The sequence below is a fragment of the Streptomyces sp. NBC_01314 genome (genome assembly GCF_041435215.1).
Lineage (GTDB): Bacteria > Actinomycetota > Actinomycetes > Streptomycetales > Streptomycetaceae > Streptomyces.
This window is the reverse complement of record NZ_CP108394.1, coordinates 9,525,904-9,543,448: the sequence shown is the minus strand read 5'-3', so window position 1 is coordinate 9,543,448 and position 17,545 is coordinate 9,525,904. Positions and strand designations below refer to the sequence as shown.

13 protein-coding genes are annotated in these 17,545 nt (G+C 71.6%); 7 read left to right on the top strand and 6 right to left on the bottom strand.

From position 1 onward, the window contains the following. Positions 1–56: 56 nt before the first annotated feature. Together OG622_RS42060 and OG622_RS42055 are read right to left on the bottom strand one after the other, a co-directional pair. The gene (locus OG622_RS42060; protein WP_371582046.1) at positions 57–2,981 is read right to left on the bottom strand and encodes a SpoIIE family protein phosphatase; all 2,925 of its coding nucleotides are present in this window, start codon (positions 2,979–2,981) and stop codon (positions 57–59) included. A 303-nt stretch (positions 2,982–3,284) separates the two neighbouring features. Beyond that, positions 3,285–4,256, bottom strand: a complete 972-nt coding sequence (locus OG622_RS42055) for a cyclase family protein (RefSeq protein WP_371582044.1) — start codon at positions 4,254–4,256, stop codon at positions 3,285–3,287. 251 nt (positions 4,257–4,507) lie between these two features. On the opposite strand from OG622_RS42055, the gene OG622_RS42050 reads away from it, so the two are divergent. Then, positions 4,508–5,263, top strand: coding sequence for a DUF4142 domain-containing protein (locus OG622_RS42050; protein WP_371584391.1), 756 nt, complete (start codon positions 4,508–4,510; stop codon positions 5,261–5,263). Positions 5,264–5,308: 45 nt separating this feature from the next. On the opposite strand, the gene OG622_RS42045 is transcribed toward OG622_RS42050, so the two are convergent. Beyond that, positions 5,309–5,842: a MarR family winged helix-turn-helix transcriptional regulator gene (locus tag OG622_RS42045; protein ID WP_371582042.1), complete on the bottom strand. Its 534-nt coding sequence runs from the start codon at positions 5,840–5,842 to the stop codon at positions 5,309–5,311. Between the two features lie 418 nt (positions 5,843–6,260). Here OG622_RS42045 and OG622_RS42040 point away from each other — a divergent pair, with 418 nt between their 5' ends. Next, positions 6,261–9,119: a Tat pathway signal protein gene (locus OG622_RS42040; protein WP_371582041.1), complete on the top strand. Its 2,859-nt coding sequence runs from the start codon at positions 6,261–6,263 to the stop codon at positions 9,117–9,119. Positions 9,120–9,198: 79 nt separating this feature from the next. Here the strand turns inward: OG622_RS42040 and OG622_RS42035 are convergent, their stop codons facing one another. Continuing rightward, positions 9,199–10,170, bottom strand: a complete 972-nt coding sequence (locus tag OG622_RS42035) for a DUF6629 family protein (RefSeq protein ID WP_371584390.1) — start codon at positions 10,168–10,170, stop codon at positions 9,199–9,201. 164 nt (positions 10,171–10,334) lie between these two features. On the opposite strand from OG622_RS42035, the gene OG622_RS42030 reads away from it, so the two are divergent. Beyond that, a complete protein-coding gene (locus tag OG622_RS42030) occupies positions 10,335–11,513 on the top strand; it encodes a phytanoyl-CoA dioxygenase family protein (protein WP_371582039.1) in 1,179 nt (392 codons plus the stop codon). Between the two features lie 522 nt (positions 11,514–12,035). Next, positions 12,036–13,154, top strand: coding sequence for an SGNH/GDSL hydrolase family protein (locus OG622_RS42025; protein WP_371582037.1), 1,119 nt, complete (start codon positions 12,036–12,038; stop codon positions 13,152–13,154). Positions 13,155–13,181: 27 nt separating this feature from the next. On the opposite strand, the gene OG622_RS42020 is transcribed toward OG622_RS42025, so the two are convergent. Then, entirely contained in the window at positions 13,182–13,703 is a 522-nt protein-coding gene (locus OG622_RS42020) for a hypothetical protein (protein ID WP_371582036.1), read from the bottom strand. Positions 13,704–13,932: 229 nt separating this feature from the next. On the opposite strand from OG622_RS42020, the gene OG622_RS42015 reads away from it, so the two are divergent. Both OG622_RS42015 and OG622_RS42010 read left to right on the top strand, forming a co-directional pair. After that, positions 13,933–14,496: a hemerythrin domain-containing protein gene (locus OG622_RS42015; protein ID WP_371582033.1), complete on the top strand. Its 564-nt coding sequence runs from the start codon at positions 13,933–13,935 to the stop codon at positions 14,494–14,496. A gap of 120 nt (positions 14,497–14,616) precedes the next feature. Beyond that, positions 14,617–15,456: an NAD(P)-dependent oxidoreductase gene (locus tag OG622_RS42010; protein WP_371582032.1), complete on the top strand. Its 840-nt coding sequence runs from the start codon at positions 14,617–14,619 to the stop codon at positions 15,454–15,456. A gap of 20 nt (positions 15,457–15,476) precedes the next feature. Here the strand turns inward: OG622_RS42010 and OG622_RS42005 are convergent, their stop codons facing one another. Further along, complete coding sequence (locus OG622_RS42005) at positions 15,477–15,779, bottom strand: hypothetical protein (protein ID WP_371582031.1); 303 nt, start codon at positions 15,777–15,779, stop codon at positions 15,477–15,479. A 170-nt stretch (positions 15,780–15,949) separates the two neighbouring features. Between OG622_RS42005 and OG622_RS42000 the strand changes: the two genes are divergently transcribed. Continuing rightward, positions 15,950–17,500: an acyl-CoA carboxylase subunit beta gene (locus OG622_RS42000; protein WP_371584389.1), complete on the top strand. Its 1,551-nt coding sequence runs from the start codon at positions 15,950–15,952 to the stop codon at positions 17,498–17,500. The last annotated feature ends 45 nt before the right edge of the window (positions 17,501–17,545 follow it).

Here is a 17,545-nt window from a genome sequence, read left to right as displayed (position 1 = left end):
TAATCTCCGATATCGCATTATTTACGGCATTTGGCCATCGTCTGGTGTCGGTCGCGTCAAGCGCCGTCGAGTCCGCATTCGGCCCAGATGACCTTGCCCTCCGGGGTGTAGCGCGTGCCCCAGCTCTGGGACAGCTGGGCGACGAGGAACAGGCCGCGGCCGCCCTCGTCGGTGGTGGCCGCCCGGCGCAGGTGCGGGGCGGTGCTGCTGGTGTCGGACACCTCGCAGATCAGGGAGCGGTCGCGGAGCAGCCGCACCCGGATGGGCCCGGCGGCGTGGCGGACGGCGTTGGTGACCAGCTCGCTGAGCATCAGTTCGGCGGCGAACGCGGCCTCGTCGAGCCCCCAGTCGGCCAGCTGCCGGAGGGCGGCGGCGCGGACCTCGCTGACGCGGGCCGGGTCGGCGGGCAGCTCCCAGGTGGCGATCCGCCGCGGATCGAAGGCGTGGGTGCGGGCGACGAGCAGGGCGATGTCGTCGCCCGGGTGGGCGGGCGCCACCGTGTCCAGGACGACCCGGCAGGTCTCCTCCGGGGCGCGCTCGGGGTCGGCCAGAGCCTCACGCAACTGGTCGAGGACCACGTCGACGTCACGGTTACGGTCCTCGATGAGCCCGTCGGTGTAGAGGACCAGCTGACTGCCCTCGGGCAGGTGGATGTCGACGGCTTCGAAGGGCAGCCCTCCGAGGCCGAGTGGAGGTCCGGCGGGCAGTTCGGGGAACGTCACGGTGCCGTCGGGGCCGACCAGTGCGGGCGGCGGGTGGCCGGCGCGGGCCAGGGTGCACTGCTGCGAGGTCGGGTCGTAGACGGCGTACAGGCAGGTCGCACCGATGATGCCGCCGCCGTCGGAGACGGGGTCCTCCCGGTCCAGTCGACCCACGAGGTTGTCGAGGTGGGTGAGGACCTCGTCGGGTGGGAAGTCGAGTTCGGCGAAGCTGCGGGCGGCCGTGCGGACGCGGCCCATGGTGGCGGCGGAGAGCATGCCGTGGCCGACGACGTCACCGACGAAGAGGCCGATACGGGTGCCGGAGAGGGGTATGACGTCGTACCAGTCGCCGCCGACGTCGGATTCGGCGGGCAGGTAGCGATGGGCGACCTCGACGGAGTCCTGGTCGGGGAGTCCCTGCGGGAGCAGGCTGCGCTGCAGGGCCAGGACCATGGTGCGTTCGCGGGTGTAGCGCCGGGCGTTGTCGATGGACAGGGCAGCGCGGGTGGCGAGTTCCTGGGCCAGCGAGCGGTCGTCGTCCCCGAAGGGGGCGGGGTCCTGTGCGCGGTAGAAGGCGGCGACTCCCAGCACGACGCCGCGGGCGACCAGGGGGACCGCGATGAGGGAGTGGACGTGGCTCAGCAGGCGGTCGGTGTGCTCGGGGTCCTGCGCGAGCCAGCCCACGGCCGTCTTCAGATCCGGCTCCAGCACCGCTTTCCCGCTGGTCAGAGAGCGCAGCTGCGCGATGGTCGGGCCGTAGTCGACCTGCTTGCCGACCGGGCTGAAGGGGAGGTCGTCGCGGATGCCGTGGACCACCGTGCGGCGCAGGTCGCCGCGCGGGTCAGCGGCCTCCTCGCCGCGCAGGACGGGCTCGGCGAGGTCGATGGTGACGTAGTCGGCGAGGCGCGGGACCGCCGTCTCGGCGAGTTCCTGGGCGGTGCGGCGCACGTCCAGGGTGGTTCCGATCCGGGCACTGGCCTCGGACAGCAGCTCCAGACGGCGGCGCGCGGCCAGCGCGTAGGTGCCGACATGAGGCTCCCCCACCATCAGGAGACCTCTCTCCGGGGCCGGGGAGCCGTCGGCGGTGACGCCGTCGGTCAGGACGCCGTCGGTGACTCCGTCGACGGCCGCGGTGATGCCGACGGATGGTGCGGCGTCGCGCAGATGACCGGGGGCCGGGACGGCGGCGAGCGGACCGGGCGCCACGGTGAGGGGGGTCCTCGGCAAGCGCCGGACGGCCGGGGTGTCGGCGGACACGACGGGCCGCACGGGTTCGGCGGGGAGGCTCAGCACCTGCCCGGCCAGGCGAGGGGCGAAGGGCTCGTGCCCTGCCGCACCGGGAAGCACGGCCTCGACGGCGATGCCCTCCACTCCGGAGGCACTGGTCATCGGGCGGCTCACGAGCGTCACCCGTCGGCCGTCCGTCAGGGGTACGTCGACGGCGGCCCGCTGTGCGCGGGAGATCAGCTCGGCGGCCTTCTCCAGGAGGGCCGCCCGGTCGGCGGGGCGCAGCCCGAGGACCAGTTCGTCGACGCCGACGCCGTGGCGCGGGCCCGCGCCGGCCTCGACCCCGGCGTCCAGGTACGCCCGCAGCAGGGAACGCGCACGCACGGAACTCTGCCTCAGCAGCCGCCGCTCGATGGCCGCCGCCGCCTTGCGGATCACGGCGTCCAGTGCCGGGTGCTCGAAGCCTCGCGGATATCCGAAGCACAGGACGCCCTCGATGAGGCCGCTGAGCGGGTCGCGCACGGGAAGCGCGCGGCAGGCGCTGGCCTGGGAGCGTTCGGCGAAGTGCTCGGCGCCGTAGACCCGGATCGGCCGCCGTTCCGCCAGGGCGAGACCGATGCCGTTGGTACCGGCGAACCGTTCGGCGAACACGAACCCGGGGACGGTCTGGATGTCCGGAAGCCCTCTGGCCAGCGACGCCTTGCCGAAGCGGCGCAGGAGAACGGTGCCGTTGGCGTCGGCGACGGAGATGTTCATGGCACTGCCGGCGAACCTGGACTCCAGCCGGTCGAGCACCGGTGCGGCCGCACGGGCGATCCGGTCGTCCCGGTCGAAGTCGTCCCGGAAGGGAAGGTCGGACCGGTCCGGCGACAGCCCCAGGGACCGGCACCGCTGCCAGGAGCTGAGGATCGACGTGCGTACGCCGGTCTCCAGCGACTCGCCCTGCAGAAAGCGCTCACGGAACAGGGTGGGGCCCGTGTCACGGAAAGGCGTGGGGCCCGTGCCGTCTGTCGCACGTCCCGTGAATATCGACTGGCCGTCGGACCGCACCACGCTGGCCTCACTCGCGCCCTGGACAATCCGCTTATCGGAAATATCCGGCATTGACGAGGATACGGGCATCAGCAATATGAGTCACCATTCGCCGGTTTCCTCACGCGCGGTGACCACGCGGGGCAGCCGCCGAGCGGTCGGCCGGGCGCGCGAGGGCCGAGCAGGCCTTGAAGGGTCGGGCAGGCGCCGGAAACAGCGGGCGGGTGCGGTGATGACGGGCGGGTGCCGGTGATGACGGGCGGGTGTCGAGCGGTCGGGGGGCGCCGGTGATGACGGGCGGGTGCCGAGCGGTCGGGGTCGGTGTCACAGGACCGCGACCGGGTTGACGGGCGAGCCCGTCCCGCCCGGGACGTTCAGCGGGGCCACGACGAGCAGGAACGCGTACCGCCCCGCCTCGGCGGTGGCGCCGGCGAGTGCTTCCAGGTCGAGGTTGTCCAGCAGCGGCACCCCCATCGCGGTCACCGCCAGGGCATGCACCGGCGAGTGCACGCCTTCCACGGGCGAGGGCCGCACATCGCTGTCGCCGTCCCCACCGATCAACGCGATCCCCCGTTCGGCCAGCAGGCGTACGGCGTCCACATGGAACCCCGCGCTCGCGGTGTCGGGGTCCCAGGCGCCGAGCTCCTCGCGACGGCGGACGTGTCCGGAGCGCAGCAGGACCGCGTCGCCCTCGCCGATCGTCACGCCGAGCGCCCGCTCCGCGGCGACGACGTCCCCGGCGCGCACCGCCCGCCCCGGCTCCAGCCAGGGGACACCGAGGACGGCGGGAAGGTCCAGGAGCACCCCCCTCGTGACGAGGGGACCGAGCGCGGAGACCGCACCGAACCGGGCACCCGCGGCACCCACGGCCTCACGGGCCGGGCGGCCGTCGTAGAGCAACCCCCGGTAGGCGATGTGGCTCAGGGCGTCGAGATGCGTGACGCCCTTGCCGTGGTAGTCGGCGGCGATGAAGTCCTTGTGGGTCGTGGGCTCCGGGCTCTCCACGTCCCCGAGATCGGTCATGTGATGCAGGGCGGGCTTCCGGTTGTCCGGGCCCGGCCGGGTGTTCCACGGCAGCGCCATCGGGACGACCACCCCGGTCCGCACGCCGCCCACGGCCCGTCGCACGTGATCCGCGGTCACACGGTTCCACGAGCCACGATCGGCCGGATCCCAGCGTCCCCACGTACGAACGGCCTCGAAGAGGGCGTCGAACTCCCGACGGGAGACAGGGGGGCCGTTCTCCGTACCGGCGGCCGGGACGGGTGGCGGGGCACCGGCGGGAGTCGAGTTCATCCGTACGCACCGTTCAGGGTCGACGCCACATCGAGAGGGCGGAGAGGAATGACGCCCAAAAGGCACTTTATGGAGTTTTGTGGCGTCCCTCGCGTCGACCGATTCGAGCACACTGCAAATTTTACTCAGCGCAATGATTCATTCGCCGACTCGGTCCGTACCTCTTGGCGACCAACTCCCCTGCCAGGAGGTGCCATCCCGTGCGTCGCACATGGAGCATCGGAACGATCTTCTTCAGCGGCGGTCTGCTGATGACCGTCGCCGCGCTCGCCTACCCCGCCATGGTGGGGGTCGAGAACACGGCCACCGCCCCGGACCGGATCATCGCCAACACCCGATACGGCCCCCTCACGGAGGCGGACCGGGACTTCGTCGTCAAGGTGCGTGCCGCCGGACTGTGGGAGTACCCGCTCGGCGAGATGGCCATGGAGCGCGGTACGACGCCGGAGATGAAGGAGGCCGGCAAGCATCTGGTCGTCGGACATGCGGGCCTCGACGAGTTGTGCCGCAAGATAGCGCCCGAACTGGGCATCACCCTCAACAACCAGGCCAGCCCGCAACAGCAGCAGTTCGTGGCGACCGCCGACGCGGCCACCGGCAAGGAGTTCGACTCCACCGCGGTCACCATCATGCGCGTCACGCACGGCCAGATCTTCCCGACCATCGCCAAGATCCGCGCCAGCACGAGGAACACCATGGTGCGGCAGCTGGCCGACCTGGCCAACGACACCGTGCTCGACCACATCACCGTGCTGGAGAAGACCGGCCTGGTCAACCACGACCAGGTCAACTACCAGCAGACCAACCCGCCGAAGCTCCCCGCGGATCAGGCCACCCCGCCCGTGCCCCAGCCGGGGGCCCCGATGGTCGTCCTGACCCCCCGCCCCGACCTGAACGTCAGGACGACCGCCCCGACGGCCACCCCGACGAACGGATCGGCGGACGGATCGGCGGCGGACTCCACGGGTGGATCGGCCGCGAACACCGGCGGATCCACGCCGGAGTGACCGCGCTGCCGTGGGGGGTGCGGCAAGGCCGCCCGGTCGGAGGCGTCAGGCGCCTCGGCCCACCCAGGTGTCGACCCAGCCGAGCGGGTACGTCTCCGTGTCGTCCGCCGCCGGGGCCGCGGGTTCGCCGCCCGCCGCGTTGAACGCGGTCAAGGCGTCGATGAGCGCCGCCCTCTGGTCCGAAGCGAGACGCTCGACGACCGTGGCGAGTTCGGTGCGCCGACGGGCCATGACGTCCTCGACGGCGCGCCGGCCCTCGTCGGTGAGCTGGAGCAGGGTCTCGCGGCGGTTGTCGGGGTTGGTCTGCCGGTCGGCGAGCCCGGCCGCGATCAGCCGGTCGACCATGCGCATCGCGGTGGACGGGGCGACCTGGAGCTGGTCGGCGAGTACGACGAGCTTCGTGGCGCCACGCATGGACAGCACCACCAGCATCCGGAACTGCGGCAGTGTCACCCGCTCCTCGACGGCGGCGAGCGACCGTGCGGAGATCGCGACCAACAGCCGCGACGCGGTGAGCACCGCTCGCGTCACCTCATCGACGTCGTCCACGCCACTTGCCAGACCATCGCGTTCAGTCATGGTCCCTTTCTATCCCGCCGCGTCATCCCGGCAGTCATCGGATCCGTACAGATTTTCCCTCCCCATGACCGAACGGGACCTCCGTCGTCGTCGCCGCGCTCGAACACTCCTTCGCCCGCAGGCAGCCACACCCGCCTGGCACCCGGACCTCGGTTGGCCCGCGCGCAGTACGTCACCCCTGCCGGCTCGACGGGACGGGCGGCCGGCGGGGTTCGCGGGACTTTCGATCCGAGCCGGCTCGCACCGGAATGGGTAAACGATTACTCAATCTGTTCCATGATCTACCCAGAACAGTCGCGCGGCAAGGCGTCCCGACTCCCTGAACGGCGAAGTTGAGCCGCTCACGACCATTGACCACCCACGAGCGCCCTCATTAGCGTGGAATACGTTTACTCCACTCGGAGAGGAACGTCCTGCCGTGGCCGAAGCCCTTCAGCGCAGATCCCTTCTCAAGATGGCCGCCGGCACCGCGGCGGCGGGTTGGCTGTGGCAGGGCGGCACCGCCCTGGCCGCCGACGCCACGACGACCGCGCCCGCCACCGCGGCGTCCGCCTCCCGCGCCCTCGACACGCTCGTCCTCGGGAACACCGCGTCGGAGAGCGCGCACGGTCTGACCGCCTCCCTCTCCGATGTCGTGGCAGGGGGTCTCGACCAGACAGCCCGGGTGCTCGCCGCCCCCGAGACCCCGGGCTTCTGGGGCGGCGCGCTCTCCGCGCGGATGGCCTGTCGGCCCAGGGGGGCCACCTATGTCACGGTCAAGCTGTGGGGCTCGGAGAGCGGCGCCGAACTCGGCCGGCTCCAGCTCTTCGTCGAGGGCAGGCAGGTCGGCCACTACCACCTGGGCGCCGTCGACCCGTTGGACATCGCGAGCGAGGACCCGCGCTCCCCGGAGCGGTTCTTCTTCCACACGCTGCCCCTGCCCCTCGACCTCACCGAGGGCAAGAGGTCGATCTCGTTGGAGATCCGGTCCATGGGCCGGATCGCGGGGTACGCGGCGACAGCAGACGCCTACTACAAGGCGATGGAAGGCCCGAGCCGCACCATCTACCGCCTCTACACCCACGACGCGCCCTGCTTCGACCCCACCGACGACGACCTCACCGGCACCGCGCCGGCCGCGGCCACCCGTACCTCCCCCGGCACCGCGATCATCGACACGATCAACGACCGCATCCTTGCCCGAGCCGCATCCGAGGCGTCCCGTACCGGCGCCCAACTCGACCTGTGGTACCTGGAGTTCCTGGCCCGAGCCCACGGCATGCCGGCGACGGCCGCGTACCGGAACATCGCCGTGCCACCACAGATCGCCCGGAGCCTGGACGGCGTCCACTGGAAACATCTCGCCGACCCCACCGTGCTGACCGGCTCCAGCCAGCAGTGGATGGGCCTGGGCCGGTCCGGCCTGGTCATGCTTGCGCTCGCGGACGTCCTGGAACCGCTGCTCGACGAGCCGGTCCTCGGTTCGCCGTACGGACTCACCAACCCGGGCTTCGAGTTCGGTATGACCGGCTGGAAGTCGTCCACCTGGTCCGGCAGCGGCACCGCCTCCCGCGACACCACCGTGTACCGCACCGGCCACGCCGCCGCGAAGGTGACGATCCCCGGCGCGGGCACCGTCGGCTACAGCACCTCGGCGAAGATCCCCGTCGACCGGGGGACCTACACGTACGGCGCCTGGATCAGGACCGACGGTGTCGGCACCGACAGCGCCTACCTGGACATCCTGTTCCACGACGCGAACGGCGCCCTGGTCGGGGCGGACAACAAGGTCCACGCCTCGGCCGGCACCCACGACTGGGAACAGGTGACGCTCTCCCTCGCCACACCCGCCACGGCCACCCAGGTCACGATCGGCGTCCGGTTGTCGGGCGCGGGCACCGCCTGGTTCGACGACCTGACCATGGTCGAGCCGGACGGCTCGTCGTACAGGCCCGTCGTACGCCGGGACGCCTGGGCGAAGATGCTCCTCGACAGCCGCGAGTACTGGCGGCAGCACATCCCGCAGTACACCAACCAGGCCATCATCTGCGCCATCGGCCTCTACCTCGCCGACCGGGGCCTGAGCCTGCTCGGCTCCGGCGAGGCCTGGGGCGAGGAGAGGGCCCGCGACCACATCTACCAGGCGGTCGGTCTGGTCCCCTGGCTCGGCCCGGAGGACGAGGACGGCACCCCGACCAGACCGCTCGGCGGCTCGTACCACCAGGTCACCAGGAAGGGCATCTCCAAGGAGCTGGGCTACGCGGGCAGTTACGGTGAGCTGCAGGAGTGGCTGTCGCTGGTGTACGACGCGGTGACGGGCATCGGCGGTGTCGAGGACGGCACGCTCCGCGACCACCTGGTCAAGATGGCCAAGGCGCGCATGGTCTTCCGCCACCCGTCCCTGGACCGCGACGGCTGCCGGGCGATGCGGCTGGAGACCATGGTCGGCTGGCGTGACACCGAGTACCCGGGCAAGGTCGCCTACGACGAGGACACCAAGTGGGACGGCCACGCCCTGAAGATGGCCGCGCTGATCAAGGACCCGGACCTCACGGCGTACGCGCGGCAGTCCATCGACGACGGCCAGGCGTTCCAGTCCCTGGCGGACTCCCACGCGATGACGGTCTCCGCCCGCACCAACCTCAACCTGGTGACCGCGGCCGACGACTACGCGTACATCAGCGCGGCGACGGGCAGCGGCGCGCGGCTCCCCATGACGCCCGGAGCGCCGGACTTCGTCTTCTCCGACGAGGAGAACGGTCTGCTCGCGGTCAAGCACGGCGACGAGATCCTCTACGCGTCCCTGTACTGGCGGGCCCGCTGGGGCGTCAACCGGCTCGCCCGCGTCCACCACATCGGAGCGGCGGGCGTGGAGCGTTCGGCCACGGTGTGGCAGGACGTGAAGTACGTCGCGGACGGGCGTGCCTTCACCGAACCCGACTGGGTCAACTGGGAGTTCGCGGTCGGTGACCTCGACATCCCGGACGGCGGTTTCGACCCGCCCGGTGACACCCTGCGCCAGGCGTTCGCGGGACAGGTGCTGCCTCTGGCCAAGGCCCCCGACGACATGCCGGAGCGCGCGGTGGGCGTCGAGACCCCGTACGCCGGACGCGCCTCGTTCTACCGGTGCGAGTACGGCCCGTACCTGATCGCCATGAACACCACCGACGACCGCCACTACACCCTCAGCACGAGTGGGTTCGGCGCGTCGATGAACCTGGTGACCGGCGCGAAGGTGGGCGGGAACGCGAAGCTGCGGGTGAAGCCCGGCACGACCGTGGTGCTGCGCAGGCGTTGAACGACCCGGCCGACGGCCTCGCCAGGGTGTAGCGGTTCACAGCCAGGCCCGAGATCTCCCGTTACACGCGCGTGCCTGGTCAATCACCTTTCGAGGGTCCCCGACGCTGCTGCGCGGCCGGGTGACGGGACGGCTGTGAGGAAGCCCTCGGTCGTGCGCGCACCCAGCCGAGCAGCACCACCGAGCAGACGGCGGCGAAGGCGCACCAGGTCGAGACGAACTCCAGCCGCCACAGGGTCCAGCAGATCGAGGCGCCGACGGCGGCCAGGATGCCGAGCACGGCGAGGTGCCGGTCGCCGGAGAGGAGGAGGGAGCCGACGGTGGCGAGGAGGTAGCCCGCGACGAGAGGTACCGGGTGGGCGAGATCGATCGTGTAGCCGACGGTGTGGCCGCGGATCTGGGCCGTCACCGGGCTGGTGGCGAGGCCGTGGGTGAGCAGCGCGGCGGTCGCGGCTCCGATGGCGAGGAGCACAGTGAGCCGGCTTCGGGCGGACGGCGGGGCGGCGCACCGCACGCCCGCCGGCACCCACACGGCCAGGAGCGGCAGTGCGATGAGGGCCCAGGCGACGGTGGCCGTTCCGCTTCCTCCGCCCGAGGACCAGACCACCGACTCCACGATCTGGTGGGCCCCGAGCAGCAGTGGCAGTGCGGCGAGCGGCAGATCCCGCCGGCTGCCCGCCGACGCCACACAGGCCACCCCGACGGCCGCGACACCGGAGCCCGCCACGAGATCGGCCGTCGCACTCCAGCACATCACGCCACCATGGGGTCGACCGGCATCAGCGCGGGCCACGCTACGTCGCTCCCGGCGGCCGTTCGCGAGGCGACACGGGCGACGGCGTTCCGGGACCTGCATCACGATGTCGATCATGAAGGTGCGGCCCCCGGTCCGGACCTGGCTCCGCCGGCGGTCCAGATCCCTGACGGCCTGCCGTGCCTCGCGGATCGTGCTCTCCCGCACATTGCCCCGGCTGTCGAGGACGCGGTCGACCGTGGCCGTGCTCAGCCCCGACTGACGGGCGATCTCCCTGATCGTGTACGGGGGCCGCATCGTGTACGGGGGCCGCATCGCTCTGCTCCCACCTGGCTTCCCAGGTTCCGTGATGTCTTCCGCGATGTCTTCCGTGATGTCTTTTTGATGGGCTTCCGCGCATTGAATGACGGGTTCGAGGTCCTCAGACTGGCAGAGACACAAGGGCTGCGAAAGGAGCCGCGATGTCTTCCATCGCTGCGATGTCACGGACCTGGCTGACCGAGGCGGACTGCGATCTCGACACGTTCCGCGCGCTCGTCGAGCAGAGCACCGACCCCGCCGCCCATCCCTCGGCCGAGCGGGTCGAGCTGAACGTGCCGCTCTACGACAGCGACCGGCTCCGATCCCTGACGGCCACCGAGGAGGGCCGCCGGACCGTACAGACGGAGCTGGTCCGCACCCTGATGGACGGCCCCGGGATCGTCGTGCTCAAGGGCGCGTTCACCGATCCTGCCGTCGTGGACCGGGCATCCGCCGCGTTCCGGGAGCTGATCGAGGAGGAGCGCACCGCCGGCACGGCACGGGGCGACCACTTCGCGAAGCCGGGCGCCAACGACCGCGTCTGGAACGCCCTGGACAAGATGGCCGTACGTGCGCCGGACGTCTTCGCCGACTACTACGCCAACGACATGCTGGCCCTGATCGCCGACGCCTGGCTCGGCCCCGCCTACCAGGTCACGTCACAGGTCAACGTGGTCAACCCGGGCGGTGCCGCTCAGAGCCCGCACCGCGACTACCACCTCGGGTTCCTCTCCCAGCGGCAGGCCGCCTCCTTCCCCGCGCACGTCCACCGCCTCTCCCCCGTCCTGACCCTCCAGGGCGCGGTCGCCCACTGCGACATGCCCGTCGAGTCCGGCCCCACGCTCTACCTGCCCCACTCGCAGAAGTACGAGCCCGGCTATCTCGCCTGGCGGCTCCCGGAGTTCGTCGGGTACTTCGACGCCCACCACGTCCAACTCCCCCTCGACAAGGGCGACGCGGCCTTCTTCAACCCCGCCCTCTTCCACGCCGCCGGGCACAACCGCTCGTCGCACATCCGGCGCATGGCCAATCTCCTGCAGATCTCCTCCGCCTTCGGCCGCGCCATGGAGACCGTGGACCGCGAGGCGATGGCCAACGCGCTCTTCCCGGTCCTGTCGCACCGCAAGTCCGAGGGGGCACCCGAGGACTGGCTGCGCCGCGTCGTCGCCGCCACCGCCGAGGGCTACGCCTTCCCCACCCATCTCGACCTCGACCCGCCCGTCGACGGCCTGGCCCCGCCCTCCCAGGCCGACCTGCTCTGGCAGGCCGTCAGCGAGGGCTGGGACACGGATCGGCTGCGCCGCGAACTGGAGGCGGGCGGCAGGCGCCGAGGGCGCTGAACCGGTCGGTGACGGCCCGCCTGCCGACCCCTGCCCTCGCGGCGCTGCGCGCCGGAGACGACGGACCTCGCCCGCCGGCTGGGAGTTGACCCTGCGGGCGGCGCACCGTTTCGTCGTCGGCGACGAAGACAGGGGCATCAGCCGGAAGTTCGTGGGGAACCCGTCGCTGGTCGAGTGTTCCCTGGTGACGCCGGCGACCCATCGCGGGCTGACGCTCGTCGTGGAGCAGTGCGCGACGCCACAGCCGGCCCCAGCCACCGGCTTCGGCCGGCTCGGCCGGTCGGCCGACCCCGACACCGCGCAGGACCGGAGAGCCCCAGGAGAAACGCCCCCACTGCCTCGGTGGACCACGTGAAACAGCGTGAAGCAGCCCTCATGACCGGCTGCCCGGGTCTCCATGCGTCGCGGGCGCGCGGTGCGGATGTCTTCGCGAGGGGTTGACGGCGCCGTGTGTGACGGCCACCTTCGATAGCGCGTGCACCTTGGGAGCGCTCCCACACCCCGTGTGTCGAAGGGACGGACATGCAGACGCCTCGCCAGTTATCCCGACGGACGGTGGTCGCGGCCACCGCCGCCGGCCTCGCCGCCGCCGTCGTGGCCCCCGCACGGGCCGTAGAAGCACGGGCGGCCCGGTTCCACACGGTCGGCCGGGTCAGGAAGGCCGCCGACGGGACCGTGCGGTACAGCTGGCCCGGGGTCTCCTTCGAGGGGAGGTTCCACGGGACCGGGGTCGGGGTGGTCCTCGACGACTCCGACAACGACTACGACGTCCAGGTCGACGGGACGACCCTCGCCACTCTCGTCACCCCGGGCCGGGCCGTCTCCTGGATCGACGGCCTCGCCGACGGCGGACACCGCGTGCGGGTCGTGAAGCGGACGGAGAGCCCGTGGGCGGCCGGCCGGTTCGGCGGTTTCGTCGCGGCTCCCGGTGGCGCGATTCTCGCGCGGCCCAGGGCGCGGAGCAGGCAGATCGAGTTCATCGGCGACTCGTACACGGCCGGTTACGGCAATGTCTCCGACACCCGGGACTGTTCCGGCAACGGCGGGGTCAACCGGAACAGCAACGCGGATCTCGCTTTCGGCGCGCTCACCGCCCGGAAGCTGGACGCCGACTTCCAGATCAACGCCTTTTCCGGCCGTGGAATGGTCCGCAATTACAACGGCGGCGATCCCGGAACCGACTTTCGCACGTACTACGACCGGGCCCTGCTGAACGTCGAGGGCGATGTCTGGCGGAAGCCGGACAGCTGGCGTCCGCGGGTCGTCGTCATCGGGCTCGGTATCAACGACTTCTCCACGCCCCTCAACCCCGGGGAGCGCTGGAGCACGACGGCCGAGCTGGTCGCCGCCTACGAGAGCGCCTATCACGGGTTCCTCGACAAGCTGCGCGCCCGGTACGGGCGCGGGACGTTCCTCGTGGTCGCCGCGGCCCGCCTCTGGAACACCACCGCGTTCGCGGAGGCCACCCTGCGGATCGTCGAGGAGCGGGGGCGACGGGGCGACGGCCGGGTCAGCCACTGGTACTACGACGACCCCGGCCTCGACTACCTGGGCTGTGACTGGCATCCCTCGCTCCACGACCACCGCATCGTCTCCGGGCTGCTCGACAGCCATCTCGCGGGGCTGCCGCTGCGCTGGTAGCGAGCTTCGACGGTGCACCGGGCCGGTTCAGGCCGTCAGGGCCTGCCCCGGCGTCAGCGTGTGGAGAAGGCCGGGGTGGTGCAGCGTCGCGACGGGGGCGAGGAGGTCGGGGTGGCGGAGGAGTGCGGCGGCCCGTCGGTCGAGTTCGTCCGGGGTGAGGAGGCGGCGGAACGCGGCGGGTGAACCGGCCGTGTGGGGAGAGTCGGTGAGGGCGGCCACGGCGGTGTGGGCCAGCTCCGGGTCGGCGAGCAGGCAGGCCGCCCAGCTGGCCACGACCTCGTCCACCCAGGTCCGCCAGGCGTACTCGTCGGGTGTCAGGTCGTCGTCGAAGCCGGTGATCCAGTCGAGCCCGGCGGTGCCGCCCGGTCCCGCCACGCCGACGAGCGCGGCGTCCATCGGCGTCGGATAGCGGAGCCAGGCGGCCACGGTGACGGCCTGCCGGGCCTGCGCCTCGGCGAGGGCGCCGTCCAGGGCGCCGCCGCCCGCCGGAAAGGCGCGCGTCAGCCATTGGGTGGTCGCCGCTATGAGCGGGGAGAGATCTGCGAGCACTGGGCCATCCGTGGGTATTGGGGAATGCTTTGCACAACGTAGTCGTGTGCTGTCCTGCCGGAAATGGCGCAGGCCACGGAATGGACGTGTCCTGAGCCACATGCCCCTGCCCGCACTGACTCACCGGGACGTCAATACGACGAATTCCGGACCGTGAGGGTTTCACTGACCTCCACAGAGGTCCGGACCGGTACGGGCGCCCGGGGCGCGCAGGTGAGGAGCGACGGAAATGGCACCTGACGGAGACGTCATCGAGGAACTGAAGACCGACCACCGGGAAGTGGAAGAACTCTTCGGCAAAATCGAGGAACTGCCTTCCGGTGACCCGCAGCGCAAGCAATACGCCGACCTCGTCACCATCGAGCTGGTACGGCATTCCGTCGCGGAGGAGGCCTGTCTCTACCCGGCGGTCCGCGAGCACCTGCGCAACGGTGACGCGGTCGCCGACCGGGAGCCGGCGGATCACACCACGGCCGAGCGCACCATGAAGGACCTGGAGCGGTGTGGCGCCGACGACCCGGAGTTCGACCGGCTGATCGACCGGTTGATGGCCGAGGTCCGGCACCACGTCCGGGACGAGGAGAGCGATCTCTTCCCTCAGATGGCGAAGTCGTGTTCCGCCGAGATGCTGAACGGCCTCGGTGACAAGGTCCGCCGGGCCAAGAAGCTGGCGCCGACCCGCCCCCACCCGGCTGCCCCCACCAAGCCCCCGGCCAACAGGATCCTCGCGCCTGGCCTCGGCCTCGTCGACCGGATGCGTGACGTGTTGAACGGCCGGGGCAAGGAATCCTGAGGAAGCCGAGAGCCACACCTCCCAGGCCGATACGGCGCGGGACCCTTCCAGCCAAACCCTTCCCGCCGGACCCTTCCCGCCGGACCGTTCGCCGCCCAGGAAGCCTCTACCGTTCCGACCATGAAGCTCCTGATCATCGGTGGCAGCGGGTTCCTGGGCGGCGAGTTGCTGCGCCGGGCCCCGGCGGCGGGATTCGCGGCGGCCGCGACCTACTCCACCCGGCCGCCGGAGGCCGCGGGGGACGTCGCCTGGCACCGGCTCGACGTCCGGGATCCCGCGCGGGTGACCGGGGTGCTGGACGAGGTGGCTCCTTCGGTGATCGTCAACACGTCCAGCGGCGGCGCCGATTGGGCGGTCACCGCCGAGGGCGCGGTCCGGGTGGCGATGGCCGCGTCCGCGCGGGGCTGCCGCCTGGTCCATGTGTCCAGCGACGCCGTGTTCTCGGGTGATCGGGGCCGCTACGACGAGACCTGCCTGCCCGATCCCGTCACGCCGTACGGTGCGGCCAAGGCAGCGGCGGAGACCGGGGTCCGGTTGTCGGCGCCGCACGCGGTCGTGGCACGGACCTCGCTGATCATCGGGGACGGGCACGCCCTGTCCGCGCATGAAAGGCATGTGCACGACCTCGTGGCCGGCACCCGCGACGGCGTGCTGTACACCGACGTCGTGCGCTGCCCGGTGCAGGTGGCCGATCTGGCCGCCGCGCTGCTGGAACTGGCCGCCTCCGACGAAGGAGGCGTCCGGCACATCGCCGGGCCGGACGCCCTCACCCGGCACGAACTGGGTGTCCTCGTCGCCCGCCGCGATGGCCTGGACGCGTCGCGGCTGCCGGCCGGAGGCCTGGGCGGCACCTCCCTCCGGGGAGCGCTCGACGTCCGGCTGGACAGCGGGATGACCCGGCGACGCCTGCGCACCCGGCTGCGCGGCGCCCGGGAGTTCCTCGCGGAGCGGCGGGGCTGAGGACGCGCCGGGCGGTGTGCTCAGGGCGCGTGGCTCGTGAGGGCGGCCATGGCCTCTACCGCGCGGTCGAGTTCGGCCTCGGTGTTGTAGTAGTGCGGGGAGAGCCGGACCAGGGGGTGGACGCCTCGATGCTCGGTGTCGAACTGGGTGTGTTCGGGGACGGTGGTGGTGACGGGGTCGCGGTGGTCGCGCACCTGGATGCCGCACCGCCGCTGCGTGGCCCCTCCCCGGAGGCCCTTGACGTGGATGTGGGCGCCGCGCTTTTGGGCGTTCCTGGTCGGTGTGGTCCCGAATGCCCCGGTCGCGCCCCCGGCCCTTGTCACCCACGGACGAACCCCGGGCCCTCGGGACTCATCTCCCGCACACAGAACGGTGATTGACCCGGCCCACCCCTCCACCGCTGCCATATTCGAAAGCCACTTCGGAGGTGGCTGTGACACTAGAGGTGACGACATCCCGGGCGAGGCAGTTGGCGGATCGGGCGGCCGGCCGTGTGCCCGACCCGCTCACTGAACGAACCGCCGACCGGACCGCCGACCGCATCGCCGACCTGGAGGCCCGCCGGGTCCGGGCGGTCGCGCCGGTCGGGCCCAGGAGACGCGGGGAGTACGGCGCCCGGGAGCGGATCGATCTGCTGCTGGACGCGGGCTCGTTCACGGAGACGGGCCTGTTCGTACGGGCCCGCCCCACCGGGGAAGCCGCCGGACGTCCGTACGGCGACGGGGTGGTCACCGGGCACGGCACGATCGACGGCCGGCCCGTCTGTGTCTTCGCCCAGGACGCCACGGTGTTCGGCGGCAGCATGGGCGAGGCCTTCGGCGAGAAGACCATCGCGTTGATGGACCTCGCCCTGAAGACGGGCTGTCCGGTCATCGGCCTCAACGACGGTGGCGGCGCCCGCATCCAGGAAGGTGTCACCTCGCTCGCCCTCTACGCCGAACTGGTACGCCGCAACGTGCAGGCGTCCGGTGTGATCCCGCAGATCTCGGTCGTCCTGGGCCCGTGCGCCGGCGGGGCCGCGTACTCGCCCGCCATCACCGACTTCACCGTGATGGTGGACGGCGCCTCGCACATGTTCGTCACCGGGCCCGACGTCATCGAGACGGTCACCGGCGAGCGCACCAGCGCCGAGGAACTGGGCGGCGCCCGTACCAGCAACACCGTCAACGGCAACGCCCACTTCCTCGCCGCCGACGAGGTGGACGCCCTCGACACCGTGCGCGACCTGCTGTCGTATCTGCCCGCCAACAACCTGGAGCGGCCCCCGCAGTACGCGCCGGGGGCCCCGCCCGCCGGGCCGGGTCTCGACACGGTCGTGCCGGACCGGCTCGGGGAGGCCTACGACATGCGGGACATCCTGCGCGCGGTCGTCGACGACGGCGAACTCCTGGAAGTGCACGAGTTGTTCGCGCCGAACATCATCTGCGCGTTCGCTCTGGTCGAGGGTGGCGCGGTCGGCGTCGTCGCCAACCAGCCGCTCCACGCGGCCGGGGTCCTCGACATCGACGCCTCCGAGAAGGCCGCGCGGTTCGTACGGTTCTGCGACGCGTTCAGCATCCCGCTGCTGACCTTCGCCGACGTCCCCGGCTATCTCTCCGGCGTCCGCCAGGAGCAGGCCGGCATCATCCGGCGCGGCGCGAAACTCCTGTACGCGTATGCCGAGGCGACCGTCCCCAAGGTCACGGTGGTGGTGCGCAAGGCGTACGGCGGCGGATACGCGGTGATGGGCTCCAAGCACCTGGGCGCCGACATCAATCTGGCCTGGCCCACCGCCCGGATCGCCGTCATGGGCGCCGAGGGCGCGGTGGGGGTCCTGCACCGGCGCGAACTCGCCGCCGCGGCCGACCCCGAGGCCCTGCGCGCCGGCCTCGTCACCGCGTACGAGAGCACGTACGGCACCCCGTACCTCGCCGCCGAGCGCGGCTATGTCGACGCCGTCATCGCCCCGAGCGACACCCGAGCCCACATCTGCCGCGCCCTGCGCGCCCTGCGCGGCAAGCGCGCCCCGATGCCGGCACGCCGCCACGGCAACATCCCGCTCTGACCGGCCACCGCGCCGCCGGGCCGCCGGGCCGCCACGACCGACACA

Coding starts and splice junctions, on each gene's coding strand:
- OG622_RS42015 (WP_371582033.1), top strand. CDS start 13,933: ATGGCACCTGACGGAGACGTCATCGAGGAACTGAAGACCGACCACCGG.
- OG622_RS42025 (WP_371582037.1), top strand. CDS start 12,036: ATGCAGACGCCTCGCCAGTTATCCCGACGGACGGTGGTCGCGGCCACC.
- OG622_RS42045 (WP_371582042.1), bottom strand. CDS start 5,842: ATGACTGAACGCGATGGTCTGGCAAGTGGCGTGGACGACGTCGATGAG.
- OG622_RS42035 (WP_371584390.1), bottom strand. CDS start 10,170: ATGCGGCCCCCGTACACGATCAGGGAGATCGCCCGTCAGTCGGGGCTG.
- OG622_RS42030 (WP_371582039.1), top strand. CDS start 10,335: ATGTCTTCCATCGCTGCGATGTCACGGACCTGGCTGACCGAGGCGGAC.
- OG622_RS42050 (WP_371584391.1), top strand. CDS start 4,508: ATGACCGTCGCCGCGCTCGCCTACCCCGCCATGGTGGGGGTCGAGAAC.
- OG622_RS42010 (WP_371582032.1), top strand. CDS start 14,617: ATGAAGCTCCTGATCATCGGTGGCAGCGGGTTCCTGGGCGGCGAGTTG.
- OG622_RS42055 (WP_371582044.1), bottom strand. CDS start 4,256: ATGAACTCGACTCCCGCCGGTGCCCCGCCACCCGTCCCGGCCGCCGGT.